The sequence below is a fragment of the Vagococcus elongatus genome, from assembly GCF_003987645.1.
Taxonomy (GTDB): Bacteria; Bacillota; Bacilli; order Lactobacillales; family Vagococcaceae; genus Vagococcus_A; species Vagococcus_A elongatus.
In genome coordinates this window covers 1-17,711 of the sequence record NZ_NGKA01000005.1, presented here as the reverse complement: position 1 = coordinate 17,711, position 17,711 = coordinate 1, and the positions used below count along the sequence as shown (strand labels likewise).

Genomic DNA, 17,711 nt, shown 5'->3' with positions numbered 1-17,711 from the left:
TGCACTCTTTTCTTGTTTTTAATTTTATATTTTTAAAAATCTTCTCATGGATAAGATTGATCCTAGAGAACCAATGACCACCCCGACTGTTACCATCGCAATATTCATTCCTAAAACCAGCTCTGCCGGCGGAATCAATGAATAACTTGCAGAAGATAAAAAGTTTTTAGTGATGATTTCGTATGCTTTTGAATACGTCACTGTTACCAGCAAGATTGGAATAATAGAACCCAGTATGCCGATCCACGCCCCCTCAAGGAAAAATGGCCAGCGGATAAACCCGTTTTTGGCACCGACGAGACGCATAATTTGAATTTCTCTTTTACGCGAAATAATCGTGATCCTAATGGTGTTGGAAATCAAGAAAATAGCAACGAACAATAGCAGCGCTGTACCGGCTAGTCCGTATATACGGACATTTTTAGAAATATCCATGATTTTATCAGACGTCAGTCCGCCATAACTTGCTTCTTTTACGAAGTTCAGTTTTTCTGCTGACTTTTGTATTTTCTTTATGTCCTCAGGAGTTTTCGCACTGACTATAAAGACATCATAGAGTGGATTATCATCCTCCTCAAATGTTCTAAATGTATCTCCCAGTTTTTCAATCAGCTTTTGGTATTGCTCATCACTGCTTGAAAAATCAACTTTTTCTACTTTAGGCAATGCTTTCAGTTCTTGCTCAAGTTCGTCAATCTCTGCTTGTTCTGTGCCAATGTCAATAAAAACAGTCACATCAACAGCTGATTCGATATCTTGTGCTAACTTTGTCACGTTGAGAATAACCGATAGAAACACGCCTACCAGTACTAAGGTGACAGTCACTGCACTGACCGAAGCCAAGGTCATCCATCCATTACGTTTCAAACTTTTTAAACTCTCGCCGATATGACGGAAGAAAACTCTAATCATCGTATCCGTACTCCCCTTCCGCCTGATCTCTGATAATTCGTCCATTCTCAATAGCAATCACACGATGACGAATCGTATTCACGATTGTGCTGTTATGGGTCGCCATAACAACGGTGGTTCCTTGAGTATTGATTTTTTCCAATAATTTCATGATTTCCCATGAATTTTCCGGGTCAAGATTTCCCGTTGGCTCGTCAGCTATCAAAACTTTTGGTGTATTGACAATTGCTCTGGCGATTGCCACCCGCTGCTGCTCCCCTCCAGACAACTCTGAAGGAAACACTCTAACTTTATGACGCAACCCGACTAAATCAAGCACTTCCATCACCCGTCGTTTGATTTCTCTTGGGCGTTTGCCGATTACCTGCATTGCATAAGCAACATTTTCATAAATCGTTTTTTGATGCAGTAGTTTATAATCTTGAAAAACGATTCCCACTTCTCGTCTTAATAGTGGTATATTCTTGTTTTTAATTTTCAGCAAGTCATAACCGACCACATTCAAATTTCCTTTTGTCGCTTTTTCCTCACGGTACATCAATTTTATAAATGTAGATTTCCCAGCACCACTTGGACCTACCACATAAACAAATTCTCCTTGATCGATCTTTACAGAAAGATTTCGAACAGCGGTCGTACCATTTGAATACTTTTTGGTTACATCATTCATCTCTATCATTTAGCATTCTCCTACCTTTAAATACTCGTTCGACATCTTGTATTATATCACTATGTCAGTGTAAATCATCTTACATTTCATTACAATTATGTTTCACTTTTGCCATTTTCATTAGTAACGTCTATCAAGACAGACCCAGTCTCAAGTAAGCATCTATGAAACCATCGATATCTCCGTCCATTACGGCTTGCACATTACCAACTTCATAATTGGTCCGATGATCTTTTACCATAGAATAAGGATGAAAAACATAGGAACGAATTTGAGAACCCCAGCCGATTTCTTTTGTTTCTCCACGAATTTCTGCTTCTTCTGCTGCTTTTTTCTCTAGTTCCAGCTGATAAAGTTTGGCTTTCAGCATGCTCATGGCCTGTTCTCTATTTTTTAGTTGAGAACGCTGTGCCTGACTGGCGACAACAATACCTGTGGGAAGATGGGTAATCCGAACGGCCGACTCCGTTTTATTGACGTGCTGTCCGCCCGCACCACTAGCTCGGTAAGTATCTATTTTTAAATCATCAGAATTTATCGTGATGTCAATGTCATCATTCAACTCCGGCATCACATTGATTGAACAAAACGATGTATGACGGCGACTGTTGGAATCAAAAGGAGAAATCCTCACTAGGCGATGCACCCCTGTTTCGGATCTTAAATAGCCGTAAGCATTGAACCCTTTGATCAATAAGGTGGCACTTTTTATCCCAGCTTCATCTCCGCCAGAATAATCTAAAATTTCTACTTGATAGTCATGTTGTCCAGCCCATCTAGTATATAAACGCAAAAGCATATCTCCCCAGTCTTGAGACTCTGTTCCGCCTGCACCGGGATGTATTTCCATGATGGCATTATTTTTGTCATAAGGTTCATCCAAAAGTTGTGAAAGCTCATAGGCTGCCAGCTTGTCATCAAACATTTGTTTCCGAGAGATCAGTTCTTCTAAAATCTCTTGGTCGCTTTCTTCTTGCAGCATTTCTAAAAAAACATCTAATTCTTCTTGCTCAGACTCTAGTGCTTTAAAACTTTCGAAAGTCTCCTTCAATTCATTGGAGCGAGAAATAATCTCTTGGGCTTTTTTACTATCATCCCAAAAATCCGGCAAACTCATCTGGTATTCGAAATTAGCAATTTGTTCTTCCAAACTATCTAGGTCAAAGTGACCTCCTAAAATCTTGAATTTTTTGACTGGATTTTTGCAAATCATTTTTTATTTCATTAAGTTCCATACAATCATTCCTTTCACTTTTACAAAACGAAATGCGACTAGGAAAATTCCTATGTCGCATTGTTTAGTCATCCCTTAATTAGGCTTGCTTACCATGGCAATTTTTATATTTTTTGCCGCTGCCGCATGGGCATAATTCATTACGACCCACTTTTTCCACCCGTATAGGTTGTGGTTTATGTTCGCCGCCGCTGACACGTCCTTGTTCTTCGGTTGGACGTACTGCTTCGCCTTTTGCGACTTGCTCCCGCTGAACATTTTGTCTGATTTGAGCTTTCATGTACAATCTTGTAACGTCATAGTCAATCGCCCCGACCATATTGTTGAACATTTCATAACCTTCTTGCTGATATTCAACAAGTGGGTTGTTCTGACCGTAGGCACGAAGACCGATAGATTCACGCAACTGATCCATGGCATCGATATGATCTGTCCACTTTTGGTCGACGACTCTCAAGATGACCACTTTTTGGAACTCAAGCAACTGTTCAGGACCGTTGAGCTGTGCTGATTTTTCATCAAAAATCTCTTTTGCCTGATCAAATAAAAGTGTCTTGATTTCTTCTGCAGATTTATTTTCGATATCAGTTAAACTAATAGCATTTTCGTGGACTAATGCTGAACGGGCAAAGTCGATAATGCCTTCCAAATTCCAGTCTGCTTGCTCTTCAGTTTGGGTGTGGTCTGTCACCACCCGGTCAATCGTCCGTTCAATCATGCCTAACACGACATCACTTAAAATTTCGTCTGCCATGATGACTTGATTACGCTGGGCATAGATGACTTCCCTTTGTTCACGCATGACATCGTCATACTGTAATATATTTTTTCGTGTGTCGTAGTTGTTTCCTTCAACACGTTTCTGAGCACCTTCCACTTGTTTGGACAACATTTTACTTTGAATCACTGCGTCGTCTTCTTCAAGCTTGAATCGTTCCCACATCATTTTGACACGATCTGAACCAAAGCGACGCATCAAGTCATCTTCAAGAGACAAGTAAAATTGTGTCACACCCGGATCTCCTTGACGTCCGGAACGTCCTCTCAGCTGATTATCAATACGGCGGGATTCATGACGCTCTGTTCCGATAACGGCTAAACCGCCCAATTCCACCACGCCAAATCCGAGTTTGATGTCCGTTCCACGACCGGCCATGTTAGTAGCGATTGTGACTGCACCTTTTTGCCCGGCATTTAAGATGATTTCTGCTTCCTTAAAGTGATTTTTGGCATTCAATATTTCGTGAGGGACTTTTTCTTTTCGCAACAGTTGAGAAAGATATTCTGACGTTTCAACTGCCACAGTCCCGACTAAAATCGGCTGTCCATTGCGGTGTCTTTCCTTTATATCAGCAACAACGGCTTTAAATTTACTTTCTAAAGTTGGATAGAGTAAATCAGGACGATCGTCACGTATGATCGGTTCATTAGTCGGAATTTGAATAACTTCCATATTGTAGATTTCACGGAATTCTTCTTCTTCAGTCTTCGCTGTTCCTGTCATACCAGCCAATTTTTTATACATCCGGAAATAGTTCTGGAAAGTAATATTTGCCATGGTCTTTGTTTCGTCTTCAATTTCAACTGCTTCTTTAGCCTCAATCGCTTGGTGAAGACCATCAGAATAACGGCGTCCATCCATGATACGTCCCGTAAACTGGTCTACGATCATGACTTTGCCCTCTTGGATGACATAGTCGATGTCTCGAAGCATGATATAGTTCGCTCTCAACGCATTGTCCAAATGATGGGTCAATGCCGTATTATCGATGTCATACAAGTTTTCCAAACCAAAGTTTTCCTCTGCTTTGGAAATTCCTTCTTCAGTCAGAGCAATTGTTTTTGATTGAACGTCGATTTTATAATCTTCCTCTTCTTTTAACCGTTTGACAAAGTTATCTGCACGATTATAAAGTGCAGTGGATTTTTCTGCTTGTCCAGAAATGATTAAAGGTGTTCTAGCCTCATCAATTAAAATAGAGTCCACCTCGTCGACAATAGCATAGCTCAAAGGACGCTGAACCATTTGTTCACGGTAGACAACCATGTTGTCACGCAAGTAGTCAAAGCCCAGCTCATTATTAGTACTATAAGTGATATCGCAAGCATAAGCGAGGCGCTTCTCATCAGAAGATTTTGAGTTCAAATTAAGACCGACAGTCAGTCCCAAAAAATTATACAATTCGCCCATTTCAGTGGCATCACGTGTAGCCAAATACTCATTAACAGTGACGACATGGACCCCTTCACCTGTCAAAGCATTCAAATAGACCGGCATCGTTGCTGTCAAAGTTTTTCCTTCACCGGTTTTCATCTCAGGGATGTCCCCGTTATGCAGCACAATTCCTCCCATTAGCTGAACTTTAAATGGGTAAAGACCTAAAACTCTTCGTGAAGCTTCCCGGACTACAGCAAAAGCTTCAACTAATAAATCATCTAATGTTTCTCCCTTTTGGAGGCGTGTTTTAAATTCTTCTGTTTTAGCTTTTAACTGGTCATCAGACAATGCTTCCATGGTACCTGCCAAAGCTTCGATTTTGTCCGCTATTTTCTCTAAACGGCGTAATTCTTTCTTATCACTCTCAATGATTTTCTTCAGAAAATTCATTTATTTGTCGTTCCTTTCTTCATTTAAACTAATTAATTTCTTATCTACTAAATCTTTTCAAACGCTAGATATGAATCCATCTTTAATAGTTTAGCACTTTTAAAAAGAAAAGGAAACATTTTTCAATTATTTATCATGCTTACAAGTGAACATATCCTATCATCGAAAAAAAAGAAGGAGGCAAGTGCGGACACTTTGCCTCCCATGTTTAAACTAACCATTCATTAATCTGTTTCGATCAAACCGTATTTTCCGTCTTTACGGGCGTAAACGATGCTGATGCCATTTGTTTCAGCATCTTCAAAGATAAAGAAATTATGACCGAGCATATTCATTTGAAGGACAGCTTCTTCACTATCCATCGGTTTTAATGACAAGCGTTTCGTACGGACAATTTCTAATTCGTTTTCAGCAACATCTACTGAATTATTGTTTTCCACAAATAGCTGAGCTACTGCTTCTTTCGAAACTTCCCTTTGTTTTCTATTGATTCTTGTTTTGAATTTTCTAATTTGTCTTTCTAATTTATCTACTACCAAGTCGATACTCGCATATAAATCATGAGATGTTTCTTCTGCCCTCAAAACTATATAAGGTAACGGGATTGTCACCTCAACCTTAGCATTTTTGTCAGAATAAACTTTTAAATTCACGTGCGCCGTAGATTCTGGAGTGCGATCTTCATCGAAGTATTTTTCTAATTTGGAAACTCTTTTCTCCACGTAATTCCTAATCGCTTCTGTTACCTCAATATTTTCTCCTCGAATGTTGAATCTCAACATAACACATTGCCCCTTTCGTCTACCATCTAAAAAAGAAACAACAAGCCAAAAACGTTAATTGTCTCTTCTTAGATACATTATATCTAATAAAATACTTAAATACAATTAATCTCATTTAAAAAACCTGAAATCAGCGGGCAAGACTAAAAGTGTGCACTAGCTTTGCCCCGTTGAGATATAAACAATCCACGCCATGAAGCAATGTTCTGCCTGTGGTATAAACATCATCCACCAGCAAAACTTTTTTTTGAAAAACACTTTCTCTGCTTTTTAGTGAAAAGATTTGCGGCATATCCAGTCGATCTTGCCGGGTTTTATTTGATTGAGGCAAAGTATCAATTGTTTTTTCCAAAATATCAGCATACTTGATATCTGCAAAATAAAGCAAAGCTTCTACTTGATTAAATCTTCTGATTTGTTGTCTTTCTTTTGAAAGAGGGGTTGGAATAATCAAATCATAATTTACATGTCTGAAAAATACTTTTAGGTCATGCTGAAAACATTGTGCTAACTGAAAATCTCCTTTGAATTTAAACTTCTCAAGCCATTCCCCCATCCAATCATTATAATAATACAGGCAGTCATGCTTGAAAGAATATTTAGGATAAATTTTTTGCCATGCTAGGCACTCAGGGCAGATATGGCTGTGACCTGATTTTTTACATATTGGGCAGGAGATATCTGGATCAACTTTTTCAAATTTAGCTTGGCACCGTTCACATATACTTAACTTCTCCACTGGAATAAAATACAGCCATTCTTTTAAAGACAGGTTAGTCCTGATAAAATTGTCGCATAACTTACATCTCATCTCTTAACAGTCTCCCTTTAATCCCTTCTGCATTCATTCGCTTTATTTGGCTGACTGCCTGTTTCATTGCCAAAGACCAACCGTCATGAATGAAAAAGACTGCTCCCTTGGGAAATTCTGCTTTTCGGCCGACTCTTCCTGCGATTTGAATCAAAGAGGCGGTGTTAAACACATCATGATTGCTTCCGATGACTATAACGTCGATATCCCTAAAAGTAACTCCCCGTTCCAAAATGGTCGTAGACAAAAATAAATCGTAGACTTCTTCACGCATATTTTTTACTTTACTTAAACGCTCTTCATCTGTAGAAGATGCACTGGAAATGTGATGATTTGGAAAAACTTTTGTTAACAACTTTTCAGTCCGCTCCATCAAATTTATCGTCGGTAAAAAAACCAATGTTCTCCTGCCTGCTTCTAGTTGCTGTTCTAAAATTATTTGGAGTGGTCGAGGGAGTTTCCCCTTCATTAATTTCTGGTGCCATTGCCATAGCCAAATAGTTTGCGGTACCGGTAGGGGATACCCGTGATATCTGACAGAAATCCCACTCACCTCCATGGCACCAGTCCTTACTTGATACTCTAGCTGCTTTGTTGGTGTCGCGGTCAAATAAATCATACTTCCTTGGGGTCGCAACGCTTGGGTCACACCATATTCCAGCATTGGATTCCCTCGAAAAGGGAAAGCATCCACTTCATCTACAATCAGTAAATCAAACGCCTGATAAAATCGCAATAACTGATGGGTGGTGCATATCACTAATTGGCTATGGTAATAATCTCCCCTCTGTTTACCGTGGAGCAACGCAATGGCTACATCAAAGGCTGCCTGAAATCTTGGATATAATTCTAAGCAAACATCTACTCTTGGACTTGCCACACAGACAAATTTGCCATTCACAAGGGATTTATGAACGGTCTCAAAAATCATTTCTGTTTTTCCTGCTCCTGTCACTGCATGGACTAGAATATCTTTCTTTTTTTCCACAGCTTCAAGAATCATTTGCGAGGCTCGCTGTTGACTGGGAGACAATTCACCTTCCCAATAAAAATTCACCTCATCAATCTTAGACGTTTGCGGCAGATGATAATAAGTGTCTCCAACCGTTGCCTTTCCCATTACCAAACAATAAGAACAATAATGTTCAATAAAGCCAAGATAATTAACTAAAAAATCACTTTCTTCGAGTTCATTACCGCAACGGAGGCACTGATGCTTATTTCTATTTGAGAGCTTAAAGGCTGGGAGTTTGTTTACTTCTGCTTCATCAAGATAAGCCAGCAAACTTTCTGGGATATCGCTTTTCAGCAATCTTCTGCCATAGAAAAATTCTTGCCACATGGCCGCTCCTAATTTTTCATTTTATTAGTATAACCAAAAATCATTACCTCTTCTTCTATAACTAAAATACGAAAAATAAAGAGATTTATTTGTTTGTTTCATCTTTTTCTCTTATAATGACTGTAATAGATTATAGACTGGGAGAGTGCTGACAAATGAAGAAACATTTTTCCTTTTTATCCCAAGACAATAAAACCGACCTCCATGGTATGGCTTGGATACCAGAAGAAAAGCCTCATGGAGTTTTACAAATCGTTCATGGCATGGCGGAATATATCGAGCGTTACGAGCCCCTGGCAAATTATCTCAATCAAATGGGCTGGCTGGTAGTCGGTCACGACCACCTCGGACATGGAGATTCGGTGACAGACCCGAAAGACTATGGATTTTTTACAAAAAAAGACAGCGACAAAATCGTCGTGGAAGATACGTTTCAACTCACGACTCTCACGAAAGAAAAATACCCTCAGCTGCCCTATTTTATTTTAGGCCACAGCATGGGGTCCTTCATCGTGCGAAATTATTTGAAAACCCATAGCAGTGAATTGACTGGAGCGATTCTCATGGGGACGGGCAGTTATAAAAAAGAACTCAAATTAGTTTTGCCAATGTTGAAGCAACTGAATAAAATTGCTCCTAAAAAAGTAAATCCTACGATGGATAAACTGGTATTTGGCAATTTTTCAAAAGCTTTCCCAGAAAAACAGTCCTCTTTCAACTGGCTGTCTAAAAATCAGACAAATGTTACCAACTATGAAGCTGATCCAAAACTAGGTTTTATTTTTACTAACAACGGTTTCTACACTTTATTAAAATTGATGGCGAGCGGAACAAAAGAATACTGGTCTGAAAATATCAGTGAAGATTTGGCGATACTTATTATCAGCGGGGAACGAGATCCAGTGGGTGATTTTGGAAAAGGCCCTAGAAAAACAGCAATACAATTACAGCAACACGGTGTTCACGATTTGACACTTCACTTATATCACGAGTTACGTCACGAAATCCTCCATGAAGAAGAAAAAGAATTAATCATGAGTGATATCGCTGAGTGGATGGAAGTTCGAGTATAAAACACAGTCCTTGCCGGCAGAATACTTCTCTGCTGATAAGGACTGTGTTTATTTCCCATGTGTTCAAATATATGAAGAGACTGGCAGTCCTTGTTTTTTAATAACTTCCAAGATATATGAAGCCCTGTCAAAAAAATCAGTGACTGGGACGACTGCCCCATCCCGTTCAATCTGAGTAATCTCCTCCAGACGATTCATACAGTCTCCATCAAAAGAAACTTTTTCTTCTTCACCGTCAAGCAACTCCAATATAAGATTACGATGGCCTGTCAGCTTGACTTTATGAGGATTTTTTAAATCTATTTTGCGTTTGATTTGTTTAGACCCTTCAGTAAAATAATGAATGGAACGCGTAGGCCGAATTTCTCCTTGGACCAATTGTTCCTTGTCATAACCCTTCTCCGTAGAAGAAGGATAGATGACTTTCATCAAAGTCTGTTCAAAACAATCGCCTTTTTGACGCCATACTTGGAAAATCAGATAAGGTGCTACTACAATTTTTACTTGTCTGATTTTTTTTAGTGGAATTTTTTTACCATTTGACAATAAAATATGTTCACCATCGAAGACTCTTTCGATATTTTCCATCACTCTTAACACCTCATTACAAAATTAATCCTCAGTTATTCTACTCCCAGCGCAGAAAAGTTTCAACTAATTTTCATTTTGTTTTTAACTTGCTCAAAAACTTGCCATTGAATATACTAGAATGTAAGAGAGGTGCCAGTATGGAGGAATCTTATATCACCATCAAAGAAAATGGTGTACATGAACTTGAAATCAAAAAATCACGATTTATTACTAAACTCGTCAGAATCCAGTCAGAGAAAGAAGCAAAGGAAATTATCCAAGCGACTAGAAAAGAACACTGGAAAGCTAACCACAACTGCATTGCCTATGTTTTAGGACAACATCACGACATTCAGCGCAGCAGCGATGACGGGGAACCTAGCGGAACGGCAGGCGTCCCAATGCTGGAAGTTTTGAAAAAACGCAATGTCATCAATACGCTAGCGATTGTCACACGGTATTTTGGGGGAATAAAATTAGGCGCAGGAGGATTGATTCGTGCATACAGCAGTGCAGTAGCCGAAGGACTGGACACAGTTGGGCTGGTCAAGGGCACACTCCAGCAGGAACTTTTTATCACCGTTGACTATGCCAGTCATAATGTTCTGGAACATTTCTTACGTCAGGAAAATTTCAGTATCGCAGAAACTAACTTTACTGACAAAGTAACGGTAACTTTGATGATTGATGAAAAGATGGTTGCTGAATTTGAAAAGCAATTGACTAATTTGCTTAGTGGACAATTACAAGTAGAATTGGGCGAAAAAAAATATTTTGAACACCCCATTTAAACTGGTCAGTGCAATCTGCTATGTGACCTTTTATGACCATGATACCTTCCAAAGAAGAAATCTTGCTTGATCCTGCAAAAAAAGTAAGTTTTTAGAGATGAACCGCTCTAAAAACTTACTTTTGTTTATAAATCTATCTAACTTCTGAATCAAAATATTGATACTTTATTTGCCGTTAACATGACTATCTATGATTTCTTTAATCTTTTCAAAATCCTTCGTGATAAATAATTTCGAAGGAACTTTAATTTCAACAGCTGATGTATCATTGACGAAAGGTACAAAAGGATCAGGAATGATCAAATAATCTGCCGTCCCTCTGTCATCATAATTCAAAGAAACATCATAATACGGTTCAAAAAATTTCTTCAATCCCTTTTCATTCAGTGGCAGTCCTCGTAAACTTGTGTAACCCATAGCGTTTGGCAAAGTTAGGAAAAAGCATATCTTTTTCATATAAATCCCCTTCTTCAAGTATTTTTAGAAGCCAAATCTTGAAAAATATCTCCTTGCTCTTTATTTTAGCAAGTTAGCTATACCTTTACAAACAAAAATCAGTATGAGACTTGCTAAGGCATGCAAGTATTTTTTTGAAAACTATTTTTTCGCACACGTCTACCCATCGTTTTCATTAACTTCTTCAAGGCAGGCAGTTTCTAAGCGGTCGCCAACCTGATTTTTTAGCCGTAATTTATGGAATTGATGAATCTAAAAATGATTTGTCAACACTATAAACTTTTAAAAAAGAGGCCTGCTTCAGACCTCTGCGCTTAATATCTTTCTAACACAAACTCGAATCTGTCACCCACATAATACGACCGCACCAGTTCAAAGGGACGACCATCTTCCAAATAAGTTAATTGGATCAATTGAAGCATGGCTTCCCCTTTTTTAATGTTTAAAAAATCGGCCGTTCTCTCTTTCGCAAGGGTAGCTGAGATATTTTGTTTTGAATGACTGATACGATAATTCCCCTTTGTCTTCATTGTTTCGTAAAAAGACTGCGTAATTTCTTTTTTATTAAAATGCTTGATCAGCTCATAGGGGATACTCATAACCTCAAAACAAATCGGCAAGTTGTCAGCGTAACGAACTCGTTCCATTCTTAAAATTTTATCTTGAGGGGATAAATTTAATTTCTCCATTTCATTAGTACTTGGTTGGGTCACAAAATATGAAACTGCCTTAGTAGAAGGTTTCTTTCCTTGCTCACGGACAATCTGGGAAAAACTGGTGGTTCCTTTCAGCGTCTCCTGAACTTTTTTATCTGCGACATAGGTCCCCGACCCGATTTTTCTTTCCAAAATCCCATCATCTGCCAAGGTTTGGACAGCTTGCCGAAGAGTCATGCGGCTAACCTCAAAACTTAGGGCTAAATCCCTTTCAGACGGCAGCTTATCACCAACTCGCCATTTTCCATCCTCAATCTCTTGACGCAGCTGATTATATATTTGTAAATATCTCGGTATAGTCATATTTGACATTATATTAAGCCCCTCTCCTTCATCATTAGATAGTCTCTCTTATTATCAGCTATTGGTCTAATGATCAAACAGCTTTCTCATAGATGTTTATACTTCTGTATTATAACTGGTATATACCGTATAAACAACTAAATTAACCCTTAAACGTCAGGTCATCAAACCAAAACATCTAAGGGTTAATCTATAATGATTAGAACTTTCCGATTTTGACCTCCTCTTCCATTGCCTTATGAGCTGTTGCCATCATTAATTTGATACGATTTAATTGATTGACAATCGAAACTCCCGGATCATAATCAATAGGAGAAATGTTAGCCTGTGGATATCTTGAACGCAATTCTTTAATGACACCTTTTCCAACCACATGATTTGGCAGACAGCCAAAAGGTTGAAGACAAACAATATTAGGAACATCATTCTTCAGCAACTCAATCATTTCACCTGTCAAGAACCAGCCTTCACCTGTATGATTGCCGATAGACAAAATTTTCCCTGCCTCCTCGGCCAAGTCATAGATGGAGGTCAAGCCGCTGAAACGGTTGGATTCACGTAACGCTTTGTCCATAGGCTTCTGACATAGTTCCACTACTTTGATTCCAAATTCAGCCACCCATTTACTCTTTTTAGACATGCCCAAGTTTTCATGGCGCCAAATACTATTATACAAGGAGTAAAGCAAGAAGCCTGCAATATCAGGGACGACAGCTTCCCCACCCTCGTTTTCAATCACTTTAACAATGTTGTTGTTAGCTACCGGGGAATATTTCACTAAAATTTCACCGACCACACCGACTTTTGGTCTGACCTCATCAGACAACGGGATATTATCAAACTCCGTGATGATGGCCTTCATATTCTTTTGAAACTGACGGAAAGAACCGGAACGGACACTAGGTTCGATTTTTTTCATCCATTCCTCATGAAGACTGTCAACCATTCCAGACTCTAACTCATAAGGACGAGTTCGATACACTACACGCTCGAACAAATCGCCATAGAGAAAAGCTACAGCAAGACGTTTTAACAGCGGCAGAGTTAGCTTGAATCCGGGCTGTTCTTCCACGCCTTTATTTCCCATTGAAACTGAAACGACAGGGACATTCTCAAACCCTGCGTCTGCCAACGCTTTACGCAACAAAGGTATATAGTTGGTGGCTCGACAGCCGCCGCCAGTTTGTGTCATCATGACACTGACATTATTCAAATCATACTGGCCGCTTTCTAAAGCTTTAATTAGTTGACCGATTGAAATAATTGCCGGATAACAGGCATCATTATTCACAAATTTTAAGCCTATATCAACTGCTCCAGGATCTTCCGCAGGTAGACAAACCACGTTATAGCCTGCTTCCTGCAGTGCAACGTCTACCAAACCTGTTTGATGGATAGGACTTAGCATAGGTAAAAGCAACGTATGTTTTCTGCTCATTTCTTTCGTGAAAATGATTCTATCAGGCATTTCATATTGCTTTTTCGGAGTAAAATCCAGCTTGTCCCTTTCCTTGACAGAAGCTTTCAACGAACGCAGACGAATGCGGATAGCCCCTAAATTAGAACCTTCATCAATTTTTAGCGCTGTATATATTTTGCCATACTGCGCCATGATTTCCTCAACTTGATCTGTAGTAACTGCATCAATCCCGCACCCGAAAGAATTGAGCTGGACCAATTCCAGATTTGTTGACTTAGCCACCACTCTGGCAGCAGCATACAATCGTGAATGATACATCCACTGATTGACCACTCTCAACTTTCCAACATCTTCTAAATGGGAAACCCCATCTTCAGTCAAGACATGGAATCCTTCCTGAGTGATGACATTTGCGATACCGTGATTGATTTCAGGATCAATATGATAAGGGCGCCCTGACAAAACGATGCCTTTTTGATTTTTGGACACCAGCATACTTAAGATATCTTCCCCTTTTTTACGGATATCTTGTTTAAAATTATCCAATTCCTCGTAACCATGTGCGACTGCGGCAATCATTTCTTCTTTAGTGATGCCAAAATCTTTAAACGTTTCAAACATAACGTTGCTCACAGATTTTTGATTGGCAAGGTTGAGAAAAGGATTACGATAATCCACTGACCCTTCACGAATATCATCTACATTATTTTTTATGACATCTGGATAACTTTGCACGATAGGACAATTAAAATGATTATCCGATTCTGCAAATTCCTCCTGCTCAAAAATAACTCCTGGATAAAAAATCAACGGAACGCCCTGATTAATCAGAGCTTGAATATGTCCATGAGAAATTTTTGCCGGATAACACACCGTGTCGCTTGGGATTGTCTCAATACCCGATTCATATAGTTCTTTATCTGATCTTGGAGATAATTCAACTCTAAAGCCTAAGTCTGTGAAAATCGTATGCCATAAGGGATAGTTTTCATACATATTTAAGACTCTAGGAATCCCAATGACACCACGGGTTTGGTCTTTCATACTCAGTGGCCGGTACTTAAATAATTTTCGATATTTATAGTCCACCATGTTTTCCCGGCGGTCTTCTTTTTGAACTTTTATTTTTGCTCCCCGTTCACACCGATTTCCGGTAATAAACTGCCGGCCATCTGAAAAAATAGTGACTGTCAGCATACAGTTGTTTTCACACAGGCCGCAGACCGTATGCTCATTCTCTGCAGTGAATTTTTTCATCTCATCTAGGGACAAAATTGACGACACATCTCCGTCTTGATAATTTTCCAAAGCGATCAACCCCGCACCGTATGCCCCCATCAGACCAGAAATTGACGGTCGAACAACTTCGATACCGCTGACCAATTCAAACGCACGGAGCACGGCTTCGTTATAGAACGTCCCCCCTTGGCAAACTATTTTTTCTCCTAAATCTTCCGGACGACGAACTTTTATCACTTTATAAATAGCATTTTTTATCACTGAATAAGATAGTCCAGCTGAAATATCTCCAACAGAAGCTCCTTCTTTTTGCACCTGTTTGACTTTAGAATTCATAAAGACCGTGCACCGAGAACCTAAATCAACAGGGGCACGAGAACTTAATGCCAACTGAGAAAATTCCTCCACATCATAACGCAAGGATTTAGCAAAAGTTTCAATGAATGAGCCGCACCCGGAAGAACAAGCTTCATTTAGCTGAATAGACGTCAAAACGCCGTCTCTTACTTTCATTGCCTTCATATCTTGCCCACCAATATCCAGTATAAAATCCACGCCTGGGTAAAAGCGGTTGGCAGCTTTATAATGTGCGATCGTTTCCACTTCACCAATGTCCAACTTCAACGCATTTTTGATTAAATGTTCACCATAGCCGGTCACCGCAACTTTTCCGATAAATACATCGTCAGGCATCTGCTGATATAACTCTTGCAAGACCGCCATGGTCGTTTCCAACGGCTGTCCTTCATTATTGCCGTAATGCTGAAATAAAATAGCACCATCTTCATCAATCGCAACAACTTTTGTTGTTGTGGAACCCGCATCAATACCAAGAAAAATTGCTCCCGAATGAGCTTCTAGACTGCCCATTTCCGCTGAAGCTTGACTGTGACGCTGCCGGAATTCTGCCAGTTCTTGCTCGGAATGAAACAACGGCTCTAACGTGTCTTCTGACACCATGATGTTTCCTTCGTCGCTATCAATTCTTTCAAGAAGTGTCTCGATTGTAAAACAATTTTCATGTTCCTGACTGTCGAGAGCTGCTCCCATAGCTACAAATAACTGAGAATTTTCCGGAAAAATAACATCCTCTTCTTTAATGTCCAAGGTTTCGATAAATCGTCGGCGAAGTTCGCTCATGAAAAATAATGGTCCCCCCAAAAAGGCGATTTTCCCGCGTATTTTTCTTCCCGATGCTAGACCGGCAATCGTCTGATTCACAACAGCTTGAAAAATACTAGCCGCAATATCTGCCTGAGCCGCTCCTTCATTGATTAAAGGCTGAATATCTGTTTTGGCAAATACTCCGCACCGCGAAGCAATCGGATAAATGTTCTGATAATTTTTAGCTAATTCATTAATACCGTTTGCGTCCGTTTGCAGCAACACGGCCATCTGATCGATAAAAGCCCCTGTGCCTCCTGCACAACTTCCGTTCATCCGCTGTTCTAAAGCACCGTCAAAAAAAGTAATCTTGGCATCTTCTCCGCCCAGCTCAATAGCAACATCTGTTTCAGGAATCAATTTTTCAACTGTTTTTGTACAAGCAATAACTTCCTGTACAAAATCGATCTGCAAGAGTTCTGCTAGCCCCATGCCCCCTGAGCCTGTGATGGAAACAGAAAGTTCCTGATTCCCTAAAATATCTTTCGCTTCATTTAGAATTTTTTCCATTGCTTGTTTCACATCTGAATAGTGCCGCTCATATTTTGAAAACAATAGGTTCAAGTTATCATCCGTCACAACTAGCTTCACAGTGGTTGATCCTACATCTATACCCGCTCGTAACACAAAAGCACCTCAACTTGTTTCTAATTTCACTACATAAACAACAATCTGTTGATTATGTGACAAAGTGTTTGATATAATCATTTTATACCATGTGAATTATTTTTCAACAAACAATATGCATCGAAATGTGGGTTAACCAACAATACGAACATCTTTGTTGCTTATCCACTAAAAAAGGAGAATTTGTTATGAAGAAAAAAACTGACTTGCGGGTTATTAGAACAAAAAAAATGATTATTGAAGCGTTTGTCGCTTTAAGCAAGACAAAAGAATATGAAGAAATCACGATTCAGGAAATTGCTGATGCCGCAATGATTAATCGTGCGACTTTTTATGCCCACTTTAAAGATAAACAGGATTTGTATGATCAAATCCTTGAAGTATCCATTAAAGCATTTGCCGAAATCTTAGATACGGAGAAGTTGTTGTCGGGAAAAACAGTAAAATTAAAAAAAATGGAACGGATGCTGACAAAAATTTTTCAAGTTATTCAAGAAAACAAGCCGTTTTTTTCTTCCATTTCCGATGGAAGAGCGACTATTCAATTCCGTCAAAAATTAATCGAACTTTTATACGATAAGTACGAAGAAATATTCAAAAATCTTAAAATCACAGAAAATGACATAGAAGTGCCAATAGACTTTATTGTCCAGTATATGACGTCTATTTTTTTAGGGACGGTCCACTGGCTAGTGAACTATGAAAATAATTTTAATCCCGATCACATGGCTCGCCTCGTCATCAAGCTGGTGGGAAATGGCCACCTGACAGTGCTGGGAATAGAAATAGATCGGGACTGACCCAAGGAGTAAATCTTCTTAGTTTTCATGAATGAATATGATTCAAATAAAAATTTATTTTTTATCTTTCATTTGTCAAATTAAGTTAGAATAAATTGCGTCTTGTACATAACTCAAAAAGACTTCAATAGGTGTACGATATTTCAATGATTTTCTGGGAATATGATTTCTGTGACTACTCACAGAGGAAATA

The 17,711-nt window shown here is 39.1% G+C and carries 14 protein-coding genes and 1 pseudogene; 3 read left to right on the top strand and 12 right to left on the bottom strand.

Annotated features, from left to right (window positions below):
* Positions 1–24: 24 nt before the first annotated feature.
* From ftsX to CBF29_RS04275, 7 genes are all read right to left on the bottom strand, one after another.
* A complete protein-coding gene (gene ftsX / locus CBF29_RS04305) occupies positions 25–912 on the bottom strand; it encodes a permease-like cell division protein FtsX (protein WP_126807728.1) in 888 nt (295 codons plus the stop codon).
* A complete protein-coding gene (gene ftsE / locus CBF29_RS04300) occupies positions 905–1,591 on the bottom strand; it encodes a cell division ATP-binding protein FtsE (protein ID WP_126807726.1) in 687 nt (228 codons plus the stop codon). The genes ftsX and ftsE overlap by 8 nt, the downstream gene beginning before the upstream one ends.
* Before the next feature lie 124 nt (positions 1,592–1,715).
* Positions 1,716–2,817 (bottom strand): peptide chain release factor 2 gene (prfB, locus tag CBF29_RS04295; RefSeq protein WP_211334249.1). Its coding sequence is split into 2 segments (ribosomal slippage): positions 1,716–2,744 and positions 2,746–2,817, totalling 1,101 coding nucleotides; the frame shifts between segments, so codons are not numbered across the junction.
* Between the two features lie 78 nt (positions 2,818–2,895).
* Positions 2,896–5,424 (bottom strand): preprotein translocase subunit SecA, encoded by a 2,529-nt coding sequence (gene secA / locus CBF29_RS04290; protein ID WP_126807722.1) that lies wholly within the window; start codon positions 5,422–5,424, stop codon positions 2,896–2,898.
* A 224-nt stretch (positions 5,425–5,648) separates the two neighbouring features.
* Positions 5,649–6,206 carry a ribosome hibernation-promoting factor, HPF/YfiA family gene (gene hpf, locus CBF29_RS04285; RefSeq protein ID WP_126807720.1) on the bottom strand — a complete coding sequence of 186 codons (558 nt, stop codon included), beginning with the start codon at positions 6,204–6,206 and terminating at the stop codon, positions 5,649–5,651.
* Between the two features lie 130 nt (positions 6,207–6,336).
* Positions 6,337–7,017, bottom strand: a complete 681-nt coding sequence (locus tag CBF29_RS04280; RefSeq protein ID WP_126807717.1) for a ComF family protein — start codon at positions 7,015–7,017, stop codon at positions 6,337–6,339.
* Positions 7,007–8,359 (bottom strand): ATP-dependent helicase ComFA, encoded by a 1,353-nt coding sequence (locus CBF29_RS04275; RefSeq protein ID WP_126807715.1) that lies wholly within the window; start codon positions 8,357–8,359, stop codon positions 7,007–7,009. The genes CBF29_RS04280 and CBF29_RS04275 overlap by 11 nt, the downstream gene beginning before the upstream one ends.
* Before the next feature lie 155 nt (positions 8,360–8,514).
* On the opposite strand from CBF29_RS04275, the gene CBF29_RS04270 reads away from it, so the two are divergent.
* Complete coding sequence (locus CBF29_RS04270) at positions 8,515–9,432, top strand: alpha/beta fold hydrolase (protein ID WP_126807712.1); 918 nt, start codon at positions 8,515–8,517, stop codon at positions 9,430–9,432.
* A gap of 63 nt (positions 9,433–9,495) precedes the next feature.
* On the opposite strand, the gene CBF29_RS04265 is transcribed toward CBF29_RS04270, so the two are convergent.
* Complete coding sequence (locus CBF29_RS04265; protein WP_126807710.1) at positions 9,496–10,020, bottom strand: hypothetical protein; 525 nt, start codon at positions 10,018–10,020, stop codon at positions 9,496–9,498.
* Between the two features lie 140 nt (positions 10,021–10,160).
* On the opposite strand from CBF29_RS04265, the gene CBF29_RS04260 reads away from it, so the two are divergent.
* A complete protein-coding gene (locus CBF29_RS04260; RefSeq protein ID WP_126807708.1) occupies positions 10,161–10,793 on the top strand; it encodes a YigZ family protein in 633 nt (210 codons plus the stop codon).
* Positions 10,794–10,958: 165 nt separating this feature from the next.
* Here the strand turns inward: CBF29_RS04260 and CBF29_RS04255 are convergent, their stop codons facing one another.
* From CBF29_RS04255 to CBF29_RS04245, 3 genes are all read right to left on the bottom strand, one after another.
* Complete coding sequence (locus CBF29_RS04255; RefSeq protein WP_126807705.1) at positions 10,959–11,249, bottom strand: hypothetical protein; 291 nt, start codon at positions 11,247–11,249, stop codon at positions 10,959–10,961.
* Between the two features lie 314 nt (positions 11,250–11,563).
* Positions 11,564–12,268, bottom strand: coding sequence for a GntR family transcriptional regulator (locus CBF29_RS04250; protein ID WP_126807952.1), 705 nt, complete (start codon positions 12,266–12,268; stop codon positions 11,564–11,566).
* Between the two features lie 199 nt (positions 12,269–12,467).
* Positions 12,468–16,718, bottom strand: a complete 4,251-nt coding sequence (locus CBF29_RS04245; RefSeq protein ID WP_126807703.1) for a 2-hydroxyacyl-CoA dehydratase — start codon at positions 16,716–16,718, stop codon at positions 12,468–12,470.
* A gap of 188 nt (positions 16,719–16,906) precedes the next feature.
* Between CBF29_RS04245 and CBF29_RS04240 the strand changes: the two genes are divergently transcribed.
* Positions 16,907–17,518, top strand: a complete 612-nt coding sequence (locus CBF29_RS04240; RefSeq protein ID WP_126807701.1) for a TetR/AcrR family transcriptional regulator — start codon at positions 16,907–16,909, stop codon at positions 17,516–17,518.
* Positions 17,519–17,593: 75 nt separating this feature from the next.
* Here the strand turns inward: CBF29_RS04240 and CBF29_RS04235 are convergent.
* A pseudogene (locus CBF29_RS04235) lies at positions 17,594–17,711 on the bottom strand (IS30 family transposase); the annotation flags it as partial.

Bases quoted from the DNA above. Each gene is read 5' to 3' on its own strand.
- hpf (WP_126807720.1), bottom strand. From the start codon at position 6,206: ATGTTGAGATTCAACATTCGAGGAGAAAATATTGAGGTAACAGAAGCG.
- secA (WP_126807722.1), bottom strand. From the start codon at position 5,424: ATGAATTTTCTGAAGAAAATCATTGAGAGTGATAAGAAAGAATTACGC.
- CBF29_RS04270 (WP_126807712.1), top strand. From the start codon at position 8,515: ATGAAGAAACATTTTTCCTTTTTATCCCAAGACAATAAAACCGACCTC.
- ftsE (WP_126807726.1), bottom strand. From the start codon at position 1,591: ATGATAGAGATGAATGATGTAACCAAAAAGTATTCAAATGGTACGACC.
- CBF29_RS04260 (WP_126807708.1), top strand. From the start codon at position 10,161: ATGGAGGAATCTTATATCACCATCAAAGAAAATGGTGTACATGAACTT.
- CBF29_RS04265 (WP_126807710.1), bottom strand. From the start codon at position 10,020: ATGGAAAATATCGAAAGAGTCTTCGATGGTGAACATATTTTATTGTCA.
- CBF29_RS04240 (WP_126807701.1), top strand. From the start codon at position 16,907: ATGAAGAAAAAAACTGACTTGCGGGTTATTAGAACAAAAAAAATGATT.
- CBF29_RS04275 (WP_126807715.1), bottom strand. From the start codon at position 8,359: ATGTGGCAAGAATTTTTCTATGGCAGAAGATTGCTGAAAAGCGATATC.
- ftsX (WP_126807728.1), bottom strand. From the start codon at position 912: ATGATTAGAGTTTTCTTCCGTCATATCGGCGAGAGTTTAAAAAGTTTG.
- CBF29_RS04255 (WP_126807705.1), bottom strand. From the start codon at position 11,249: ATGAAAAAGATATGCTTTTTCCTAACTTTGCCAAACGCTATGGGTTAC.
- CBF29_RS04280 (WP_126807717.1), bottom strand. From the start codon at position 7,017: ATGAGATGTAAGTTATGCGACAATTTTATCAGGACTAACCTGTCTTTA.
- CBF29_RS04250 (WP_126807952.1), bottom strand. From the start codon at position 12,268: ATGACTATACCGAGATATTTACAAATATATAATCAGCTGCGTCAAGAG.